The organism is Leclercia sp. W17, assembly GCF_003336325.1.
In the GTDB taxonomy this organism is placed as follows: domain Bacteria; phylum Pseudomonadota; class Gammaproteobacteria; order Enterobacterales; family Enterobacteriaceae; genus Enterobacter.
This window is the reverse complement of the sequence record NZ_CP031101.1, coordinates 2,037,034-2,056,021: the sequence shown is the minus strand read 5'-3', so window position 1 is coordinate 2,056,021 and position 18,988 is coordinate 2,037,034. Positions and strand designations below refer to the sequence as shown.

19 protein-coding genes and 1 pseudogene are annotated in these 18,988 nt (G+C 51.8%); 9 read left to right on the top strand and 11 right to left on the bottom strand.

Going from position 1 to position 18,988, the window contains the following annotated elements; translation table 11 throughout:
* Nucleotides 1–42 precede the first annotated feature (42 nt).
* Nucleotides 43–675 carry an outer membrane protein OmpW gene (gene ompW, locus DVA44_RS10085; protein WP_114386543.1) on the bottom strand — a complete coding sequence of 211 codons (633 nt, stop codon included), beginning with the start codon at nucleotides 673–675 and terminating at the stop codon, nucleotides 43–45.
* Between the two features lie 225 nt (nucleotides 676–900).
* On the opposite strand from ompW, the pseudogene DVA44_RS10080 reads away from it, so the two are divergent.
* From DVA44_RS10080 to yciA, 4 genes and pseudogenes are all read left to right on the top strand, one after another.
* Nucleotides 901–990 (top strand): annotated as a pseudogene (locus tag DVA44_RS10080) (YkgJ family cysteine cluster protein); the annotation flags it as partial.
* A 25-nt stretch (nucleotides 991–1,015) separates the two neighbouring features.
* Nucleotides 1,016–1,759 (top strand): YciC family protein, encoded by a 744-nt coding sequence (locus tag DVA44_RS10075; protein ID WP_103822262.1) that lies wholly within the window; start codon nucleotides 1,016–1,018, stop codon nucleotides 1,757–1,759.
* 57 nt (nucleotides 1,760–1,816) lie between these two features.
* Nucleotides 1,817–2,356, top strand: coding sequence for a septation protein A (locus tag DVA44_RS10070; protein WP_114386541.1), 540 nt, complete (start codon nucleotides 1,817–1,819; stop codon nucleotides 2,354–2,356).
* A 105-nt stretch (nucleotides 2,357–2,461) separates the two neighbouring features.
* Nucleotides 2,462–2,857 (top strand): acyl-CoA thioester hydrolase YciA, encoded by a 396-nt coding sequence (gene yciA / locus DVA44_RS10065; protein ID WP_103179910.1) that lies wholly within the window; start codon nucleotides 2,462–2,464, stop codon nucleotides 2,855–2,857.
* Nucleotides 2,858–2,888: 31 nt separating this feature from the next.
* On the opposite strand, the gene tonB is transcribed toward yciA, so the two are convergent.
* Nucleotides 2,889–3,620 carry a TonB system transport protein TonB gene (gene tonB / locus DVA44_RS10060; protein WP_114388398.1) on the bottom strand — a complete coding sequence of 244 codons (732 nt, stop codon included), beginning with the start codon at nucleotides 3,618–3,620 and terminating at the stop codon, nucleotides 2,889–2,891.
* A gap of 221 nt (nucleotides 3,621–3,841) precedes the next feature.
* Here tonB and DVA44_RS10055 point away from each other — a divergent pair, with 221 nt between their 5' ends.
* Nucleotides 3,842–4,138, top strand: coding sequence for a YciI family protein (locus tag DVA44_RS10055; RefSeq protein WP_032611245.1), 297 nt, complete (start codon nucleotides 3,842–3,844; stop codon nucleotides 4,136–4,138).
* A 35-nt stretch (nucleotides 4,139–4,173) separates the two neighbouring features.
* On the opposite strand, the gene leuE is transcribed toward DVA44_RS10055, so the two are convergent.
* Both leuE and DVA44_RS25525 read right to left on the bottom strand, forming a co-directional pair.
* Nucleotides 4,174–4,809: a leucine efflux protein LeuE gene (leuE, locus tag DVA44_RS10050; RefSeq protein WP_103822506.1), complete on the bottom strand. Its 636-nt coding sequence runs from the start codon at nucleotides 4,807–4,809 to the stop codon at nucleotides 4,174–4,176.
* Between the two features lie 66 nt (nucleotides 4,810–4,875).
* On the bottom strand, nucleotides 4,876–5,049 hold the full coding sequence (locus DVA44_RS25525; protein ID WP_139157093.1) for a YciY family protein: 174 nt from the start codon (nucleotides 5,047–5,049) through the stop codon (nucleotides 4,876–4,878).
* Between the two features lie 142 nt (nucleotides 5,050–5,191).
* Between DVA44_RS25525 and cls the strand changes: the two genes are divergently transcribed.
* Both cls and DVA44_RS10040 read left to right on the top strand, forming a co-directional pair.
* Nucleotides 5,192–6,652 carry a cardiolipin synthase gene (gene cls, locus DVA44_RS10045; RefSeq protein WP_114386539.1) on the top strand — a complete coding sequence of 487 codons (1,461 nt, stop codon included), beginning with the start codon at nucleotides 5,192–5,194 and terminating at the stop codon, nucleotides 6,650–6,652.
* 33 nt (nucleotides 6,653–6,685) lie between these two features.
* Nucleotides 6,686–7,015: an HI1450 family dsDNA-mimic protein gene (locus tag DVA44_RS10040; RefSeq protein ID WP_032611249.1), complete on the top strand. Its 330-nt coding sequence runs from the start codon at nucleotides 6,686–6,688 to the stop codon at nucleotides 7,013–7,015.
* 43 nt (nucleotides 7,016–7,058) lie between these two features.
* On the opposite strand, the gene oppF is transcribed toward DVA44_RS10040, so the two are convergent.
* The 6 genes from oppF to DVA44_RS10010 all read right to left on the bottom strand — a co-directional run bounded on the left by oppF (nucleotide 7,059) and on the right by DVA44_RS10010 (nucleotide 14,064).
* Nucleotides 7,059–8,063, bottom strand: a complete 1,005-nt coding sequence (oppF, locus tag DVA44_RS10035; protein ID WP_103179913.1) for a murein tripeptide/oligopeptide ABC transporter ATP-binding protein OppF — start codon at nucleotides 8,061–8,063, stop codon at nucleotides 7,059–7,061.
* Nucleotides 8,060–9,073: an ABC transporter ATP-binding protein gene (locus tag DVA44_RS10030; RefSeq protein WP_103179914.1), complete on the bottom strand. Its 1,014-nt coding sequence runs from the start codon at nucleotides 9,071–9,073 to the stop codon at nucleotides 8,060–8,062. Before DVA44_RS10030 ends, oppF begins: the two co-directional genes overlap by 4 nt.
* A gap of 11 nt (nucleotides 9,074–9,084) precedes the next feature.
* Complete coding sequence (gene oppC / locus DVA44_RS10025) at nucleotides 9,085–9,993, bottom strand: oligopeptide ABC transporter permease OppC (RefSeq protein ID WP_103179915.1); 909 nt, start codon at nucleotides 9,991–9,993, stop codon at nucleotides 9,085–9,087.
* A gap of 14 nt (nucleotides 9,994–10,007) precedes the next feature.
* Nucleotides 10,008–10,928, bottom strand: a complete 921-nt coding sequence (gene oppB, locus DVA44_RS10020) for an oligopeptide ABC transporter permease OppB (RefSeq protein WP_103179916.1) — start codon at nucleotides 10,926–10,928, stop codon at nucleotides 10,008–10,010.
* Nucleotides 10,929–11,013: 85 nt separating this feature from the next.
* Complete coding sequence (gene oppA, locus DVA44_RS10015; RefSeq protein ID WP_114314720.1) at nucleotides 11,014–12,645, bottom strand: oligopeptide ABC transporter substrate-binding protein OppA; 1,632 nt, start codon at nucleotides 12,643–12,645, stop codon at nucleotides 11,014–11,016.
* A gap of 771 nt (nucleotides 12,646–13,416) precedes the next feature.
* Nucleotides 13,417–14,064, bottom strand: a complete 648-nt coding sequence (locus DVA44_RS10010) for a YchE family NAAT transporter (protein ID WP_103179918.1) — start codon at nucleotides 14,062–14,064, stop codon at nucleotides 13,417–13,419.
* Nucleotides 14,065–14,540: 476 nt separating this feature from the next.
* Between DVA44_RS10010 and adhE the strand changes: the two genes are divergently transcribed.
* Nucleotides 14,541–17,219 (top strand): bifunctional acetaldehyde-CoA/alcohol dehydrogenase, encoded by a 2,679-nt coding sequence (adhE, locus tag DVA44_RS10005; protein ID WP_103822264.1) that lies wholly within the window; start codon nucleotides 14,541–14,543, stop codon nucleotides 17,217–17,219.
* An 84-nt stretch (nucleotides 17,220–17,303) separates the two neighbouring features.
* Here adhE and tdk read toward each other — a convergent pair whose 3' ends face one another.
* Nucleotides 17,304–17,918 carry a thymidine kinase gene (gene tdk, locus DVA44_RS10000; RefSeq protein WP_114386537.1) on the bottom strand — a complete coding sequence of 205 codons (615 nt, stop codon included), beginning with the start codon at nucleotides 17,916–17,918 and terminating at the stop codon, nucleotides 17,304–17,306.
* A gap of 548 nt (nucleotides 17,919–18,466) precedes the next feature.
* On the opposite strand from tdk, the gene hns reads away from it, so the two are divergent.
* Entirely contained in the window at nucleotides 18,467–18,880 is a 414-nt protein-coding gene (gene hns / locus DVA44_RS09995) for a histone-like nucleoid-structuring protein H-NS (RefSeq protein WP_039030686.1), read from the top strand.
* Nucleotides 18,881–18,988 lie beyond the last annotated feature (108 nt).

Below are 18,988 nucleotides of genomic sequence, written 5' to 3'. Positions count from 1 at the left end.
CAGTTTTGCAGAAGGGTTTTGCAGGAGTTTTGCAGAAGAGGTTTAGAAGCGGTAGCCGGCCGAGAACATAAACACCCACGGATCCAGACGGGTACTGATATTTTGCTGCTCGCCCGCCGCTTTGAATTTTACTTCGGTATCGATATCCATGTACCAGACCGACATATTAATCAGCCAGTCACGGTTGATGAGGTAATCCAGCCCCACCTGCCCCGCCATACCCCATGAATCTTTCAGGCTCAGATCGGAAAGGCCAGCCGCTTTACCGGTGTCGTTAAACTTCTCATCAAAGAAGGTGGTGTAGTTGACCCCGGCGCCAACGTAGGGGCGAACCTTGCTGCCTGCATCACCGAAATACCACTGGGCCATCAGCGTCGGCGGCAGATGGTGAACCGTGGCGATGTCCCCGGTTGGGCCCGTACCTACTCTGTGGCGAAACGGCGTGGCCGCCAGCAGTTCAACGCCGACGTTGTCGGTCGCCATCCAGGTAAAGGTCATCCCCGCCTGGGTATTGTTACTGACGTTAAAACCGCCCAAACCGAGCACATTGTCCGAGCCTTCCGTAGGACGTACCGTTGCCGTCCCGAGACGGAAAAAGAACTCACCTGCTTCGTGGGCCATTGCGCCGCCGGAAAGCGTACTCAGAATCAGTGCTGCCACCGCTGCTTTTTTCATATCCATTCCCTCGTTATGGTTTTATTGAGGAACGGAATATACCTACAAATGATTAATAAGTGATCTTGCATTAATCACACTAAATTCAGTGATTTAACATTCATTGATCTAAATTAATTTTTTTCACAACTGGCAAAAATTGGTAGGCAGGGTCTGGATCAATTTTGCCGTTTCGGACACAAAACGCCCCGCTTGCCCACAACCGCGCAAAATGGCAGCGACGCATTACGGGCGCTTTACAAAGATATGCTTTTTCATACAAGCCTTGATACTGCCACCGGGCAGTTATCCAGGGTACAATTGCCCGCTAATTAACACCTGCAATACTCAAGGAGAGTGCATGTCTATCACGGCGAAGTCTGTCTACCGTGACACGGGGAATTTTTTCCGCAATCAGTTCGTTACCTTTTTACTGATCGCCTTGTTGTGCGCATTTATCACGGTGGTACTTGGTCATGCTTTTTCGCCGAGTGAGGAGCAAATTGCCAGCCTGAGCGAAGGCGATCAAATCGCCAGCAGCGTTGGTCTGTTTGAGATGGTGCAGAACATGACTCCGGAACAGCAGCAGATCCTGTTGCGGGCTTCTGCGGCCTCGACCTTTTCCGGTCTTATCGGCAATGCCATTCTGGCTGGCGGCGTGCTGCTGATGATCCAGCTGGTCTCTGCCGGGCAACGCGTCAGCGCGCTGCGGGCGATTGGTGCCAGCGCGCCGCTGCTGCCCAAGCTGTTTATTCTGATCTTTTTAACCACCATGCTGGTGCAATTAGGGATTATGCTGGTTGTGGTGCCGGGCGTGCTGTTGGCGATTGTGCTCGCCTTCGCCCCCGTGATGATGGTGCAGGACCGCATGGGCATTTTTGTTGCCATGCGTAGCAGTATCCGGCTGGCATGGTCTAATATGCGTCTGGTCGCGCCAGCGGTAATGAGCTGGTTGCTGGCGAAAACTCTGCTGCTGCTGTTTGCACCCAATCTTGCCGTTCTGACGCCTAACGTCGGTGCTGTTGTGGCAAATACCCTGAGCAACCTCATCTCCGCTGTCTTGCTCGTTTATTTGTTCCGCCTGTACACGTTAATTCGCCAGTAATTTTTCTGACGGCCTGTTCAGAACGTACAGGCCATCGCTGATAGATGGAATCGAAGAATGAAGCAGTTTCTTGATTTTTTACCCCTGGTTGTCTTTTTTGCTTTCTATAAGCTGTATGACATTTACGCCGCGACCACTGCTCTGATCGTCGCCACCGCAGTCGTGCTGATTTACAGCTGGGTGCGCTACCGCAAGGTTGAAAAAATGGCCCTGATCACCTTTGTGCTGGTGGCCTTCTTTGGCGGGCTGACCGTCTTTTTCCACAACGATGAGTTCATCAAGTGGAAAGTGACCGTCATTTACGTGCTGTTTGCCGGTGCCCTGCTGTTCAGCCAGTGGGTGATGAAAAAGCCGCTTATCCAGCGCATGCTGGGTAAAGAGCTGGCGCTGCCGCAGGCGGTCTGGTCGCGCCTGAATATCGCCTGGGCGGTGTTCTTTATTCTTTGTGGTCTGGCGAATATCTATATCGCTTTCTGGCTGCCGCAGAACATCTGGGTCAACTTTAAAGTCTTTGGTCTGACCGCCTTAACGCTGATTTTCACCCTCCTGAGCGGCATCTACATCTATCGCCACATGCCGCAGGACGACAAGCAGTAATCCTTCCGCCAGGCTTAATAAGCCTGGCGTTTTTCTTCTGTTCTCTCCGGCAGCAAATCATAGTAGCATCCCGCCTGAAGTCCTCCGTAATAAGTAGAGTTCATAATGACAACAACGAACGCCCCGCAGGGCGAACTGGTTTTACGCACACTTGCAATGCCCGCCGACACCAATGCGAACGGCGATATTTTTGGCGGCTGGTTAATGTCGCAGATGGATATGGGCGGGGCGATCCTCGCTAAAGAGATTGCCCATGGTCGCGTGGTGACGGTCCGGGTTGATGGTATGACCTTTCTGCGGCCTGTCGCGGTGGGTGATGTGGTCTGCTGTTACGCGCGTTGCGTGAAACGGGGAAATACCTCGGTGTCGATCAATATCGAAGTGTGGGTGAAGAAGGTCTCTTCGGAACCGATCGGCCAGCGCTATAAGGCCACCGAAGCGCTCTTTATTTACGTGGCGGTGGATAGCGAAGGCAAACCGCGCGCATTACCTCAGGCATAAAAAAAGCCTCCCAGTTGGGAGGCTTTTTTTATTATTCCATCTGTGCCCCGCCGTTGAGGCGGAAAACGATATTGACGATGAGCCCACTGCCTGGCTTACCGGCTTCGTAGCGCCACTTACGCATCGCGTTTTTCACATCACGCTCGAACATGTTTGACGGCTGCGCGGAGAGGATCTGGATATTATCCACACGTCCGTCGGCGGTGACGTCAAATTTCACCCGTACACGCCCTTCAATACGCAGAGCCTGAGCGCGCGATGGATATTGCGGCTGGTTACGGCTCAACGCACGTGGACCCGGCGGCGCCGCCGGAACCGGCTTAGCGGTAACTGGCGCGGAGTTCATGACCGGGCGAGCCGGAGCCGCACGCTCAACGGGCTGGGTGGTACGAGGCTCAACCGGGCGCTCTTGACGCTTCGGACGCTCTTCCACCTTTTTCACCGGCTTCGGTTTAGGCTTCGGTTTTGGCTTGGGCTCCGGTTTGTGGATCACCACAGGCGCTTCTTTTGGCGGCTCAGGAACAACTTCAGGTTCTGGTTCCGGCTCGGGTTCGGGCTCTGCAACAGGCTCCGGTGGAGGCGCGACCTGCACGGGCTCCAGCTCCGCAGGCGTTACCATGGTCACCGAAATCGGCTGCGCGGGCGCTGGCATTTCAATAACCTGATGTACCGATGTGTAAAGCAGACCCGCCACCACGGCTCCGTGAATTCCGACGGACAACAGTGTCGGCCAGGGAAAGCGGCGAGGTAAATCGAGGGTCATTGAAGTCATAATCGTTTCAGTTAAAAAGCCAGGCCCTGATTTTAAATGCAAATAGCAATCATATTCAATAAGCCAGTTAAACTTCGCCCGATTTTACCGTCCATCTGGCGATAAAAGGCACATCAGGCGCAAGGTTTTAACAATGTTGCCATCTTTACATTGCAGTCACCTGCACTTTCACATAACGTAATTCCCACTTTTATCGGTTAAGGAGCTCCGCTGTGCTTTACGTGATTTTTGCTGCAGATGTCGCTGATTCTCTGGAAAAACGTCTCTCCGTACGCCCTGCCCACCTTGCGCGCTTACAGCTGCTGCATGACGAAGGCAGATTACTGACCGCAGGGCCAATGCCTGCCGTCGACAGCAACGATCCGGGTGCGGCGGGATTTACCGGCTCAACGGTGATTGCCGAATTTGAATCCCTCGAAGCGGCACAGGCCTGGGCGCAGGACGACCCGTATGTGGCGGCAGGCGTGTATGATAACGTCGTGGTGAAGCCGTTTAAAAAAGTTTTCTAAGATAAAAAAAGGCTCCGTACCAGGAGCCTTTTTTATTAGTTCAGGGATGCCAGCCGCGCCGCAAAGCCAACAAACAGTAATCCTATTAAACCATTTCCCAGCTTCGCCAGTTTCTTTTTGGTTTTCAAATAGCGCGTAACAAACGCGCCGGAGAAGATCAGGAAGCTCATATAGATAAAACTGATGATTTCCAGCGTGACCGCGAGGATCATAAAAGCGACGCCGGTGTGCTTCGCGTGAACGTCAATAAACTGCACAAAGAATGAGACATAAAACAAAATCGCCTTCGGGTTGGTCATACTCAGCACCAGCGAGCGTTTCATTATGGTTTTAGCCGGTTCGAGACCGCCAGCATCGCCCTGCTGTGTATGCCTTATTACCGACCAGAGCATTTTGCCGCCCAGCCATAACAGATAGAACGCCCCGAGATAGCGCACAATATTAAACAGCATCGGCGTGGTCTGGATCAGCGCCGCAACCCCCGCCCATGCCAGAAACATCAGTACCGCATCGCCAATAAATACGCCACTGGCGGCAAGATAGCCCTTTTTCACACCGTGACCAATACCGGTTTTTAAAACGAATAAGGTATTAGGTCCAGGAACCAGAACAATAAAAATAGCCCCGACAACATAGGTCCAGAAATTCAGTACACCCAAATCCGCAAACACCTCATCCTCCTTTTTGACGTAGCGAATAAAAAACATCGGGCACCTCTGTGGGTGCCCTTGTGTCATTCAGTAATCCTGAATGGCGAACAGCAACGCATTGCGATGACGGTTCATACTGCATTTTCTGATGGCGTGGATACGCATATTACGGCGGGATTGAGCTTCCAGCCAACGCGCTTTGCGACGACTTGTCTGTCGCAACATGCGCCAGCGCCCTACTTCTGTTCTACTGCGCTTCATGTTACCAACTCTTCACAAAACAGAGCGTTCATTATAGTCCCTTGCCTGCGGCAGACCAGCGCTTTTATCTGGCGTTTTTATTTGCCAGAAAAATCCTGACGCGTAAACTCTTAACAATACGCTTTCAAAAGGATTTTTTATTATGACAACCTTCTACACCGTGGTGAGTTGGCTGCTCATTCTGGGATACTGGCTGTTGATCGCAGGGGTGACGTTACGCATCCTGATGAAGCGCAGAGCTGTTCCCTCTGCCATGGCATGGCTGTTGATTATTTATATCCTGCCGCTGGTCGGCATCATTGCGTATTTATCCTTCGGTGAGCTGCACCTCGGTAAACGTCGGGCCGAGCGTGCCCGGGCGATGTGGCCCTCCACGGCGAAATGGCTGAACGATCTGAAATCCTGCAAACATATTTTTGCCGAAGAGAACAGTGACGTCGCCGCGTCGTTATTTAAGCTGTGTGAACGCCGCCAGGGGATTGCCGGGGTGAAAGGCAACCAGCTGCAATTGATGACCACCTCCGATGACGTTATGAATGCGCTGATCCGCGATATTCAGCTGGCGCGGCATAATATCGAGATGGTGTTCTATATCTGGCAGCCCGGTGGCATGGCCGATCAGGTAGCTGAATCCCTGATGGCCGCGGCACGCCGGGGGATCCACTGCCGTCTGATGCTCGACTCCGCCGGTAGCGTGAATTTTTTCCGCAGCAACTGGGCATCCATGATGCGCAATGCCGGTGTGGAAGTGGTCGAAGCGTTAAAGGTTAACCTGATGCGTGTGTTTCTGCGCAGGATGGATCTGCGCCAGCATCGCAAAATGGTGCTCATCGACAACTACATCGCCTATACCGGCAGCATGAACATGGTCGATCCGCGCTTTTTTAAACAGGATGCCGGTGTGGGTCAGTGGATCGATCTGATGGCGCGTATGGAGGGTCCGGTCGCCACCGCGATGGGGATCGTCTACTCCTGTGACTGGGAGATTGAAACCGGCAAACGCATTCTGCCCCCGCCGCCGGATGCCAATATCATGCCGTTTGAACAGGCCAGCGGGCACACTATCCATACTATCGCCTCCGGACCGGGCTTCCCGGAAGATCTGATCCATCAGGCGTTATTGACCGCCGCCTATTCCGCCCGTGAATACCTGATCATGACCACCCCCTATTTCGTGCCGAGTGACGATCTGCTCCACGCTATCTGCACCGCCGCCCAGCGCGGGGTCGATGTCAGTATTATCCTGCCGCGCAAGAACGATTCGATGTTGGTGGGCTGGGCCAGCCGGGCCTTTTTCAGCGAACTGCTGGCAGCCGGGGTGAAGATTTACCAGTTTGAAGGTGGGCTGCTGCACACCAAGAGCGTGCTGGTGGACGGTGAGCTTAGCCTGGTGGGAACAGTGAACCTCGATATGCGCAGTTTGTGGCTCAATTTTGAGATCACGCTGGTGATCGACGATACCGGTTTTGGGGGCGATCTGGCAGCCGTGCAGGATGATTATATCTCGCGCTCCCGCCTGCTGGATGCCCGTTTGTGGATGAAAAGGCCGCTATGGCAGCGAATTGCCGAACGACTGTTTTACTTCTTTAGTCCGTTGCTGTAAAACGTGCCCAACGATGTTAAACAGGTAGTCATCATGGAAATGGATCTGAACAATCGCCTGACCGAAGACGAAACGCTCGAGCAGGCCTACGATATCTTTCTGGAACTGGCCGTCGATAATCTCGACCCGGCTGACGTGATTCTCTTTAATTTGCAATTTGAAGAGCGTGGCGGCGCCGAGCTGTTCGATCCGTCTGAAGACTGGGCTGAACATGTCGATTACGACCTGAACCCGGACTTCTTCGCCGAGGTGGTGATTGGCCTGGCGGATACCGACGGCGGAGAGATCAATGATATCTTTGCCCGCGTTCTGCTGTGTCGTGAGAAAGACCACAAGCTGTGCCACATACTCTGGCGCGAATAAAAAAAGGCTGCGATTGCAGCCTTTTTTATTGCCTTTTACCCGATCAGAGCGGGTCAACCTTCAGGCAGGAGACCGCATGGCGGAAGCTGCCCTCCAGTACCGGACGCGTTTTCGCGCACTCCGGCCCGGCAATCGGGCAGCGGGTACGGAACACGCAGCCAGACGGCGGGTTGATGGGCGACGGCAGTTCCCCTTCCAGCAGCTGAATGGTTTTATTCTGCTCCAGGTCAGGATCCGGCACCGGCACGGCAGACATCAGCGCTCTGGTGTAAGGGTGTAACGGATTATGATACACCTCGTCATAGGTGCCCAACTCCACCGCATGGCCGAGATACATCACCAGTACGCGATCGGAGATGTGCTTCACCACCGCCAGGTCGTGGGCGATAAAGATCAGCGACAGCCCCATCTCACGCTGCAGTTTTTGCAGCAGGTTAACCACCTGCGCCTGAATCGACACGTCCAGCGCCGAGACCGGTTCGTCACAGATAATCAGCTTCGGCTCCAGGATCAGCGCGCGGGCAATACCGATACGCTGACACTGGCCACCCGAGAACTCGTGCGGATAGCGGTTGATAAGGTTCGGCAGCAGACCTACCTTCATCATCATCGCCTTGACGCGGTCGCGCACTTCCGTACGCGGCATCTTCGGATGGTAGGTACGCAGCGGCTCAGCGATGATCTCGCCAATGGTCATACGCGGGTTCAGTGATGCCAGCGGATCCTGGAAAATCATCTGAATGTCGCTTCGGACCTCGCGCCACTCTTCCGGTTTCATCCCCAGCAGATCTTTACCCAGCCAGGCGACCTTGCCGCCAGTGGCTTTCACCAAGCCGATGATCGCACGGGCAAAGGTGGATTTGCCGCAGCCCGACTCCCCCACTACGCCAAGGGTTTCCCCCTCATAGAGACGCAGGGTGACGCCGTCAACCGCTTTCAGGGTTTTCGCCGGCTGCCAGAACCACTGCTTGCCGTCTTTGATGTCGAAGTGCACTTTCAGATCGGCGATTTCAAGCAGAACATTTCTTTTTTCGTCAATTGCTGTCATACCAGCTCCTCGTACGGCTTAAAGCAGGCACGCAGACGGCCTGGTGCAAACTCTTCCAGCGGCGGCGCGCTGTTGCAGATTTCCATCGCGTGCGGACAGCGCGGCTGGAACGGGCAGCCTTTCGGCAGACGCAGCAGGTTGGGCGGGTTGCCAGGAATGGTCAGCAGCGACTCCCCTTCCGCATCAAGACGCGGTACCGCATTCAGCAGGCCAATCGAGTACGGGTGCGCCGGATGGTAGAAGACATCACGCGCTTTACCGTACTCCATGGTACGCCCGGCATACATCACCAGCACCTTGTCGCAAATCCCGGCCACGACGCCCAGATCGTGGGTAATCATGATGATCGCGGTATTAAACTCGCGCTTCAGCTCGTTCAGCAGGGTCATGATCTGCGCCTGAACGGTCACGTCCAGGGCGGTGGTCGGTTCATCGGCAATGAGCAGTTTTGGCCGACAAAGCAGCGCCATCGCGATCATCACGCGCTGGCGCATCCCGCCGGAAAACTCGTGCGGGAACATGCGCATACGCTTGCGCGCTTCCGGCATTTTTACCGCATCCAGCATCTTAACCGACTCTTCAAACGCTTCGGCTTTGCCCATCCCTTTGTGCAGCATCAGCACTTCCATCAGCTGCTCGCCCACACGCATGTACGGGTTCAGGGAGGTCATCGGATCTTGGAAAATCATGGATATCTGCTCGGCACGCAGCTTGTTAAGCTCGTTCTCCGGCAGGTTAAGGATCTGCTTACCGTTAAAGGTGGCAGAGCCGCCGATAACGCCGTTTTGTGCCAGCAGCCCCATCAGCGCGAACGCCGTCTGGGATTTACCGGAACCGGATTCACCCACGATACCCAGCGTTTCGCCAGCACGCAGGCTGAAGTTAAGATCGTTTACCGCGGTCACATCGCCATCAGGCGTTTTAAAGGTGACGCGCAGATCTTTCACATCCAGCAGGAGATTACCCTGCTGATGCGCTTGTGGGGCCGATGCCGTTTCAATAATAGTCATGGCGGCACTCCTTAACGGTCTTTCGGATCGAGGGCATCACGCAGGCCATCGCCGATAAAGTTGAAACAAAACAGTGTCACCACCAGGAAACCCGCCGGGAACAGCAGCAGCCACGGTGAAACTTCCATAGAGTTGGCGCCATCGCTCAGCAGCGCACCCCAGCTGCTCAGCGGCTCCTGGGTACCCAGGCCGAGGAAGCTCAGGAAAGATTCAAACAGGATCATGCTCGGAACCAGCAGGGAGGCATACACCACCACCACACCCAGCACGTTTGGCACGATATGACGGACCACGATATTACCGGTTGAAACCCCGCCCACCTGCGCCGCTTCGATAAACTCTTTGCGCTTCAGGCTCAGGGTCTGGCCGCGCACGATACGCGCCATATCGAGCCAGGAGACCATGCCGATAGCCACGAAGATCAGCAAAATGTTCTGGCCAAAGAAGGTCACCAGCAGGATGACGAAGAACATGAACGGGAAGGAATTGAGGATCTCCAGAATACGCATCATCACCGAATCGACCTTGCCGCCGAGATAGCCGGAGAGCGATCCGTAGAGGGTCCCCAGAATCACCGCAACAAAGGCTGCTGCGATCCCTACCATCAACGAAATGCGTCCACCGATGGCCACACGGACCAGCAGGTCACGCCCGGAAGAGTCGGTACCAAAGTAGTGGCCCGATTCGGTATCTGGCGCGCTGGACATCATGCCCCAGTCGGTATCGAAGTAGGTGAACTGCGACAGCATCGGCGCCAGCGTCACAAACAGGGCGATAAGGACCAGGACAATCAGGCTGGCAACCGCAGCACGGTTATGCATGAAGCGACGGCGTGCATCCTGCCAGAGGCTGCGCCCCTCCACTTCCAGTTTTTCACTGAAGTTTTCCAGCGCCTCGCTGTTTTTCTTACTTAACATCATGGCGAGCTCCAGTGTCAGTAGCGGATTTTCGGATCGATAACGGCATAGAGCACGTCGACGATCGCGTTAAAGAAGATGGTGAGCGCGCCAACGAGAATGGTCAGACTCAGTACCAGTGAATAGTCGCGGTTAAGGGCGCCGTTAACGAACAGCTGGCCGATACCCGGCAGACCATAGATGGTTTCGATAACCATTGACCCGGTGATAATCCCGACGAACGCAGGGCCCAGATAAGAGAGCACCGGCAGCAGCGCAGGTTTTAACGCATGACGGAAGATGATGCGGCGCATCGGCAGCCCTTTGGCCCGGGCAGTACGGATGAAGTTCGAGTGCAGCACTTCAATCATTGAACCACGGGTGATACGCGAAATACTGGCGATATAGGCGAGAGACAACGCGACCATCGGCAGGATCATAAATTTCAGCGCCCCGCCATTCCAGCCGCCGCCGGGCAGCCATTTCAGGGTGATGGCAAATATCATGACCAGCAAGGGGGCCACGACAAAACTCGGTATGACGACACCGGTCATTGCCACCCCCATAACGGTGTAATCCCATTTCGTGTTCTGATTAAGCGCAGCAATAACGCCCGCCGTGACGCCAAGAATAACGGCCAGTAAAAAGGCCGCGGCGCCTAATTTCGCCGAAACGGGGAAGCTGGACGCCACCAGATCGTTTACGGAATAATCTTTATATTTAAACGACGGACCAAAATCACCGTGGGCCAGCTGTTTCAGATAGTTGAAATACTGGGTGGAGATAGGATCGTTTAAATGATATTTCGCTTCGATATTCGCCATAACTTCTGGCGGCAGCGTACGTTCACCGGTAAATGGACTTCCCGGCGCGAGACGCATCATAAAGAAGGAGATCGTGATAAGAATAAATAGCGTTGGGATCGCTTCAAGACAGCGACGTAGGATAAATTTCAACATTGCCCGTACCTTCTGGCGTGTGCCTATATAATATTACGATGAGTAGACACCGTGGGGCAGACAGCGCCCGCCCCACTCATTGCCATTAATGCTTGATAATATACAAGTTTTTAACGTAGATATTATCCATCGGGTCTTTCCCGGTATATCCACCTACCCACGGTTTCACCAGACGGGCGTTCACGTAGTAGTAAACCGGTACGATCGCAGAATCTTTGTCGAGCTGCTGTTCCGCTTTCGCGTACAGATCGGCGCGCTGCGCTTCGTCAGTCACTTTCAGGGTATCGCCGATCAGCTTATCGAACTCTGCGCTCTTATAGTGCGCGGTGTTGTTCGAACTGTCGCTCAGCATGGTGTTCAGGAAAGAGGTCGGCTCGTTATAGTCCGCACACCAGCCGGCACGGGCCACATCAAAGGTGCCCTGATGGCGGCTATCCAGGAAGGTTTTCCACTCCTGGTTTTCCAGCTTCACGTTCACACCCAGGTTTTTCTTCCAGATGGAAGAGACTGCGATAGCCAGTTTCTTATGCAGATCGGAGGTGTTATACAGCAGGCTGAAGGTCAGCGGCTTGTCTGCGGTATAACCCGCTTCGGCCAGCAGTTTCTTCGCTTCTGCATTACGCTGTTCCTGGGTCATTTTGAACCATTCTGGCTCGGTCAGCTTCGCACCATCGGTGTACGGTGGCGTGTAGCTGTACGCTGGCAGGTCGCCCTGGTTTTTCACCTTGTTGACGATGATATCGCGATCCAGCGCCAGCTTCAGGGCGGTACGAACGCGAACGTCAGTGAATGGCGCTTTCTGGTTGTTGATTTCGTAATAATAGGTGCAGAGGTACGGGTCAACGTGTACTTCAGCAGGGATCTCTTTCTTCAGCTTCTGGAAGAGTTCAATCGGCATGTTGTTATAGGTCATGTCGATTTCGCCGCTGCGGTAGCGGTTAACGTCAGTCACTTCAGAAGAGATTGGCAGGTAGGTGACCTGATTAATGACGGTTTTCGCGTTATCCCAGTAGTTGGTATTACGCTCCAGGTCGATACGTTCGTTAACGACCCAGGCTTTCAGCTTGTAGGCGCCGTTGGTCACGATATTGGCGGGCTGAGTCCACTTATCGCCAAATTTTTCAACCGCGGCTTTTGGAACCGGGGAGACGGACGGGTGAACCAGCAGCTTATAGAAATAAGGAACCGGCTCGCTCAGGGTAACTTCGAACGTATTGTCATCGATCGCTTTTACGCCGAGATCGGTAATCGGTTTTTTACCGGTGATGATGTCATCGATATTGGCGATGTGGCCATACTGCAGATAGCTCGCATACGGAGAGGCAGTATTAGGATCTGCCAGACGCTGCCAGCTATAAACGAAATCGTGGGCGGTAACCGGGGAACCATCGGACCATTTCGCGTCTTTACGCAGGTGGAAGGTCCAGACTTTAAAGTCTTTGTTTTCCCATTTTTCAGCTACACCCGCAACCGGGTGGCCGTTTACGTCAGTGACCAGCAGACCTTCGAACAGATCGCGGTTAACGTTAGACTCCGGTACACCTTCAATTTTGTGCGGATCCAGTGACTGAACCTCAGCACCATTGTTACGTACCAGCGTTTGCTTCTCCGCCAGTTGTACTCCAGCAGGGACGTCAGCAGCCATTGCAACGTTGCCTGCGATTAGCGCAGTTAAAATCCCCGCAGCTACCAGACTTTTTTTTGTGATGATGGACATTGTGTTGATACTCCACTCTTTATAATTACTGGTTTTTACCAGCCTGTTTAATTCCCCTTTTCAGGGGTTCCCTGACAACGTAGGAGTTTATGCTGCCGTCAGGCGTTTTTTACTTCTCGCTATCACCGACTTTACTATTACTGGCGGCTCGTCTGGCCACCTTGCGTCGATTTGTGACATGCCTCCCCTGCCGAGGCATGTATTAATTCTTATAGGTCAGAATCGTTAATGAAAAAGATTCTCATCTATAAGAAGTACGCTCAAATGGAATGGCCGGAAAGTACCAAATGAGTTACTTAGGCGCCAATACATTTTGCAAATTTGTTAACCAATTCTCTTTTACGGAAGAGACCGTTACGCCGTGGGCTGCCATGCCGCGCATCGAATGCGAAAAAAGTGCCTGCTATTCAATGAGATGAAGAAAGTGTTGTCGATGAGCGTACCGCGATGCCAGAAGCGATCTGTTTTTGTACAAAAAATTAACAACTGTCTATTATTTAGCACATTCATCTAAATCATTCAGCAAATTACTAATATCATCTCAGTAATCTTGCAGCAAGCCCCAGAGTATTGTGTGAGTAAAATAACAGACGCTTTGCGCGGTTTATGACCAGATGAACGGTATGTCGAAAGGCAACTTATTGAAAGTTAACAAAACAAAATTATTAATAAAATTTATTATAGTTAAAGCGATTTTCAACTTTCATTATATGATTTGCTGATAATGACAAAAAAAGCGGAGCCCAGTGCTCCGCTTTTTCATTTGAAGGATTACCCTAATAACCCCGGAAAAATTGATTTCAGACCGGTAACAATAAATTCAATCCCCAGCGCCATCAGCAGCAGACCCATAATACGGGTGATAACGTTAATGCCTGTCTGGCCCAGCAGGCGTACCAGCCACGGCGCAATACGGAATACCCCCCAGCAACAGAAGGCAAACAGGGCAATAGCTATCGAGAAGCCAATCAGATGCATCAGGTTATGGTAACGCGTTCCCCATACAATGGTAGAACTGATCGCCCCTGGCCCTGCCATCAAGGGCAATGCCAGCGGCACCACGCCGATGCTCTCTCGGATGGCGGTTTCTGATTTCTCCTGCTTGTTCTGTTTGTCCTCACCCAGCTTGCCGCTGATCATTGACATGGCAATGGTGACCACAAGGATCCCGCCGGCTATTCTGAACGAATCGATCGAGATGCCAAAAATCTGCAATATTGAATCGCCAAGATAGAGCGACGTCAGCAGGATGATCGCCACGGACAAATTTGCCGTCAGGTTGGTTTTATTCCTGGCAAGGGCGGTTTGATAGCTGGTCATACTGATGAAGACGGGAATAATGCCCACCGGGTTCACCAGCGCGAACAGACCAATAAAGAACTTAAAATACGTTGGGAAATCAAAGAGCGATAGGCTCACTGTTAGCTCCGCTGATTAGCAAGTCTTAATATAAAATGTGGCATCCACAATAACCCGGCAGACGATACGCCTTTTATGCCTCTACTTCATCACAATAATGCTAAATATGGTGATGTTACGCTGTAAAATATTTGTGTACTTTATGCGTTGTTATGGTTCAATTAGTTTTGCAATTATTTAACAATCGATGAAATGCCCTAAAATACCCCTGCTGAAAGGTATCAGCTTATGGATAAATTGATACAGATCATGTTTTCGGTACTCAGAAGTGAGTAATCTTGATTACGCCACCAGGGAGACTCAGAGTCTGAACGTAGGCTACTGATGGAAGGCTCTTTTAGTAAATCAGGGGAACGATAAAGACGTTAACATCTTGTTTTTACGTAAGTTAAGCAAGTGGCAATGACGCTGACTATACTGTTTTCGTGTCGAGCAGCTGATTTACTAAAAGAGTTTAACATTATCAGGAGAGCATTATGGCTGTTACTAATGTCGCTGAACTTAACGCACTTGTAGAGCGCGTAAAAAAAGCCCAGCGTGAATATGCCAATTTCACCCAAGAACAGGTTGATAAAATCTTCCGCGCCGCCGCTCTGGCTGCTGCAGATGCTCGAATCCCTCTCGCTAAAATGGCCGTTGCCGAATCCGGTATGGGTATCGTTGAAGATAAAGTGATTAAAAACCACTTTGCTTCTGAGTATATCTACAACGCCTATAAAGATGAGAAGACTTGTGGCGTTCTGTCTGAAGATGACACGTTCGGTACCATCACCATTGCTGAGCCAATCGGCATCATCTGCGGTATCGTTCCAACCACCAACCCAACTTCTACTGCTATCTTCAAATCGCTGATCAGCCTGAAGACACGTAACGCAATCATTTTCTCTCCACACCCACGTGCTAAAGATGCAACCAACAAAGCTGCAGATATCGTTCTGCAAGCGGCGATCGCTGCGGGTGCACCGAAAGATCTGATCGGCTGGATCGATCAGCCTTCCGTGGAACTGTCTAACGCTCTGATGCACCACCCGGACATCAACCTGATTCTGGCAACTGGTGGCCCAGGCATGGTTAAAGCGGCCTATAGCTCCGGTAAACCAGCTATCGGCGTAGGTGCGGGTAACACCCCAGTTGTTATCGACGAAACTGCCGATATTAAACGTGCTGTTGCTTCTGTATTGATGTCTAAAACCTTCGATAACGGCGTAATCTGTGCTTCCGAGCAGTCCGTTGTTGTTGTTGATTCCGTATACGATGCCGTTCGCGAACGTTTCGCCAGCCACGGCGGCTACCTGCTGCAGGGCAAAGAGCTGAAAGCGGTTCAGGACATCATCCTGAAAAATGGCGCACTGAACGCCGCCATCGTAGGTCAGCCAGCGTATAAAATTGCTGAACTGGCAGGTTTCACCGTCCCAGCCAGCACCAAGATCCTGATTGGCGAAGTGAATATCGTTGACGAAAGCGAGCCGTTTGCACACGAAAAACTCTCTCCGACGCTGGCAATGTACCGCGCGAAAGATTTCGAAGATGCGGTTGATAAAGCAGAGAAACTGGTAGCGATGGGCGGTATCGGCCATACCTCCTGTCTCTACACTGACCAGGATAACCAGCCTGAACGTGTGGCCTACTTCGGTCAGATGATGAAAACTGCACGTATCCTGATCAACACCCCTGCTTCTCAGGGTGGTATCGGTGACCTGTATAACTTCAAACTCGCGCCTTCCCTGACTCTGGGTTGTGGTTCATGGGGTGGTAACTCCATCTCTGAGAACGTTGGTCCTAAGCACCTGATCAACAAGAAAACCGTTGCTAAGCGAGCTGAAAACATGTTGTGGCATAAACTTCCGAAATCTATCTACTTCCGCCGTGGCTCCCTGCCAATCGCGCTGGATGAAGTGATTACTGATGGCCACAAACGTGCGCTCATCGTGACTGACCGTTTCCTGTTCAACAATGGCTACGCAGACCAGATCACCTCTGTTCTGAAAGCGGCTGGCGTGGAAACTGAAGTGTTCTTCGAAGTTGAAGCTGACCCAACCCTGTCTGTTGTTCGCAAAGGCGCAGAGCTGGCAAACTCCTTCAAACCAGACGTGATCATCGCGCTGGGCGGCGGCTCCCCAATGGACGCAGCCAAAATTATGTGGGTAATGTACGAGCACCCAGAAACGCACTTCGAAGAGCTGGCGCTGCGCTTTATGGATATCCGTAAACGTATCTACAAGTTCCCGAAAATGGGCGTGAAAGCGAAAATGATCGCCGTCACCACCACTTCCGGTACCGGTTCTGAAGTGACGCCGTTTGCTGTTGTTACCGACGATGCAACAGGTCAGAAATACCCACTGGCAGACTACGCTCTGACCCCGGACATGGCGATTGTTGACGCCAACCTGGTCATGGACATGCCGAAATCACTCTGTGCATTCGGTGGTCTGGATGCGGTAACTCACGCCCTGGAAGCTTATGTTTCTGTACTGGCGTCTGAGTTCTCTGACGGTCAGGCTCTGCAGGCACTGAAACTGTTGAAAGAGAACCTGCCAGCCTCTTATAACGAAGGCTCTAAAAACCCGGTTGCCCGTGAGCGTGTGCACAGTGCTGCCACCATCGCCGGTATCGCGTTTGCTAACGCCTTCCTGGGTGTGTGTCACTCCATGGCGCACAAGCTGGGCTCTCAGTTCCACATTCCTCACGGTCTGGCGAACGCCCTGCTGATCTCTAACGTTATCCGTTACAACGCTAACGACAACCCGACCAAGCAGACTGCATTCAGCCAGTACGACCGTCCGCAGGCTCGTCGTCGCTACGCAGAAATCGCTGACCACCTGGGCCTGAGCGCTCCTGGTGACCGCACTGCTGCGAAGATCGAGAAACTGCTGGCATGGCTGGAAAGCCTGAAAGCAGAGCTGGGTATTCCTAAGTCTATCCGTGAAGCTGGCGTTCAGGAAGCTGACTTCCTGGCACACGTAGACAAGCTGTCTGAAGATGCCTTTGATGACCAGTGTACTGGTGCGAACCCGCGCTACCCACTGATCGCAGAGCTGAAACAGATCCTGCTGGATACCTACTATGGCCGCGAATACACTGAAGGTGTGGTTGCTGCACCTGCAGCTGTAGAAACCCTGGTAAAAGCGGATAAGAAAGCGAAGAAAAGCGCTTAATTAATCGCTCAATAAAAAACCCGCTTCGGCGGGTTTTTTTATGTCTCTTTTCTAGCGTAAATAGCAACAGACCCTACTGGACCGTTAACGACGACTGGCTTCCTGAATCGCTGTCAGAGAGCCTACCAGCAGCGCCTCTTTATAATGCTTACGACATACGGATACATAGCGCTCATTGCCGCCAATCACCACCTGTTCGCCTTCTGCATAGGGTTTTCCTGCCTGATCAAGACGCAGCACCATACTCGCTTTACGCCCGCAGAAGCAGATGGTTTTTAATTCCACCAGTTTGTCTGACCAGGCCAGCAAATACTGGCTGCCGACAAACAGCTCGCCGCGAAAATCCGTTCGCAGCCCATAGCAAAGTACCGGAATATCCAGCTCATCAACCACTTCAGAAAGCTCATGAACCTGCTGACGCGTTAAAAACTGGCTCTCATCCACCAGTACGCAATGGACTGCCTGGTCAGCGGCCTCTGCACGAATTTCATCCAGCAGATTGGTTTGTGGGTTAAATAACCTGGCCGGAGAAGAGAGGCCAATTCGGGAGCTCACTTTTCCGGCACCAAAACGGTCATCGATTTCAGCGGTATAAACCACCGTACGCATCCCACGCTCCTGGTAATTGTAGGAGGATTGCAGTAACGCGGTCGACTTACCTGCGTTCATTGCTGAATAGTAGAAATACAGTTGTGCCATTGGCCGTTAAACCCTAATCAATGTGTATTATTACCGATACGGGATTGTACCATATTTTGTCGGGTCTTCCGTGCTGCAGCGCGGAAGACCCGCGTTACGAGAGATTTCATCCTTCGCCAGGATATAGGACAACTTACGAGGGAGCAGATGAAAAGGACGTAAAAACTCATGGTTTTATAAACGCTAAGTTCTGGAAAAATCTGTTATTTTAATGTCGATACGTGGCTTGAAATGATTCAGATGTAATTAAAAATCCCCTTGGGCAACCGTGTTTTGAGTACTAATACGAAAGGTTGATATTTATCCGGAAAAACAAAAACCCCTATGAAAATTGTCTGCAAAAAAAGAGTTCACCGTCAGGTTTACAACGCATCTTTTGATAACGCCGCCCCCCTTTCACCTCACCAAATTTAAGTTCTGATAATTAATAATAGTCCCGAATATTAGGTATTTTTGAATTCCTTACATTCTGGCCTATTGCACATATCAATTTATGCCTCTATTATTACCTCAACAAACCCCCACATTATAAGTTTGAGATTACTACAATGAGCGAAGCACTTAAAATTCTGAACAACATCCGCACTCTCCGTGCCCAGGCGAGAGAATGTACTCTGGAAACGCTTGAAGAAATGCTGGAGAAATTAGAAGTCGTTGTTAATGAGCGTCGTGAAGAAGAAAACGCCGCTGCTGCTGAAATCGAAGAACGTACACGTAAACTGCAGCAATATCGTGAAATGCTGATCGCTGATGGTATTGATCCTAACGAATTGCTGAACAGCATGGCTGCCGCTAAAACCGGTACTAAAGCTAAACGTGCTGCGCGTCCGGCTAAATATAGCTACATCGATGAGAACGGCGAATCTAAAACCTGGACCGGCCAGGGTCGTACTCCAGCTGTTATCAAAAAAGCAATGGATGAGCAAGGTAAACAACTGGACGACTTCCTGATTCAGGAATAAGTCAGTAAATATCCGAAAAATCCCGCTTAATGCGGGATTTTTTATGCCTTTATTTTATCTCGTGTGACATTCTGTTACACGTGCTCATATAACGATTACATCACACTA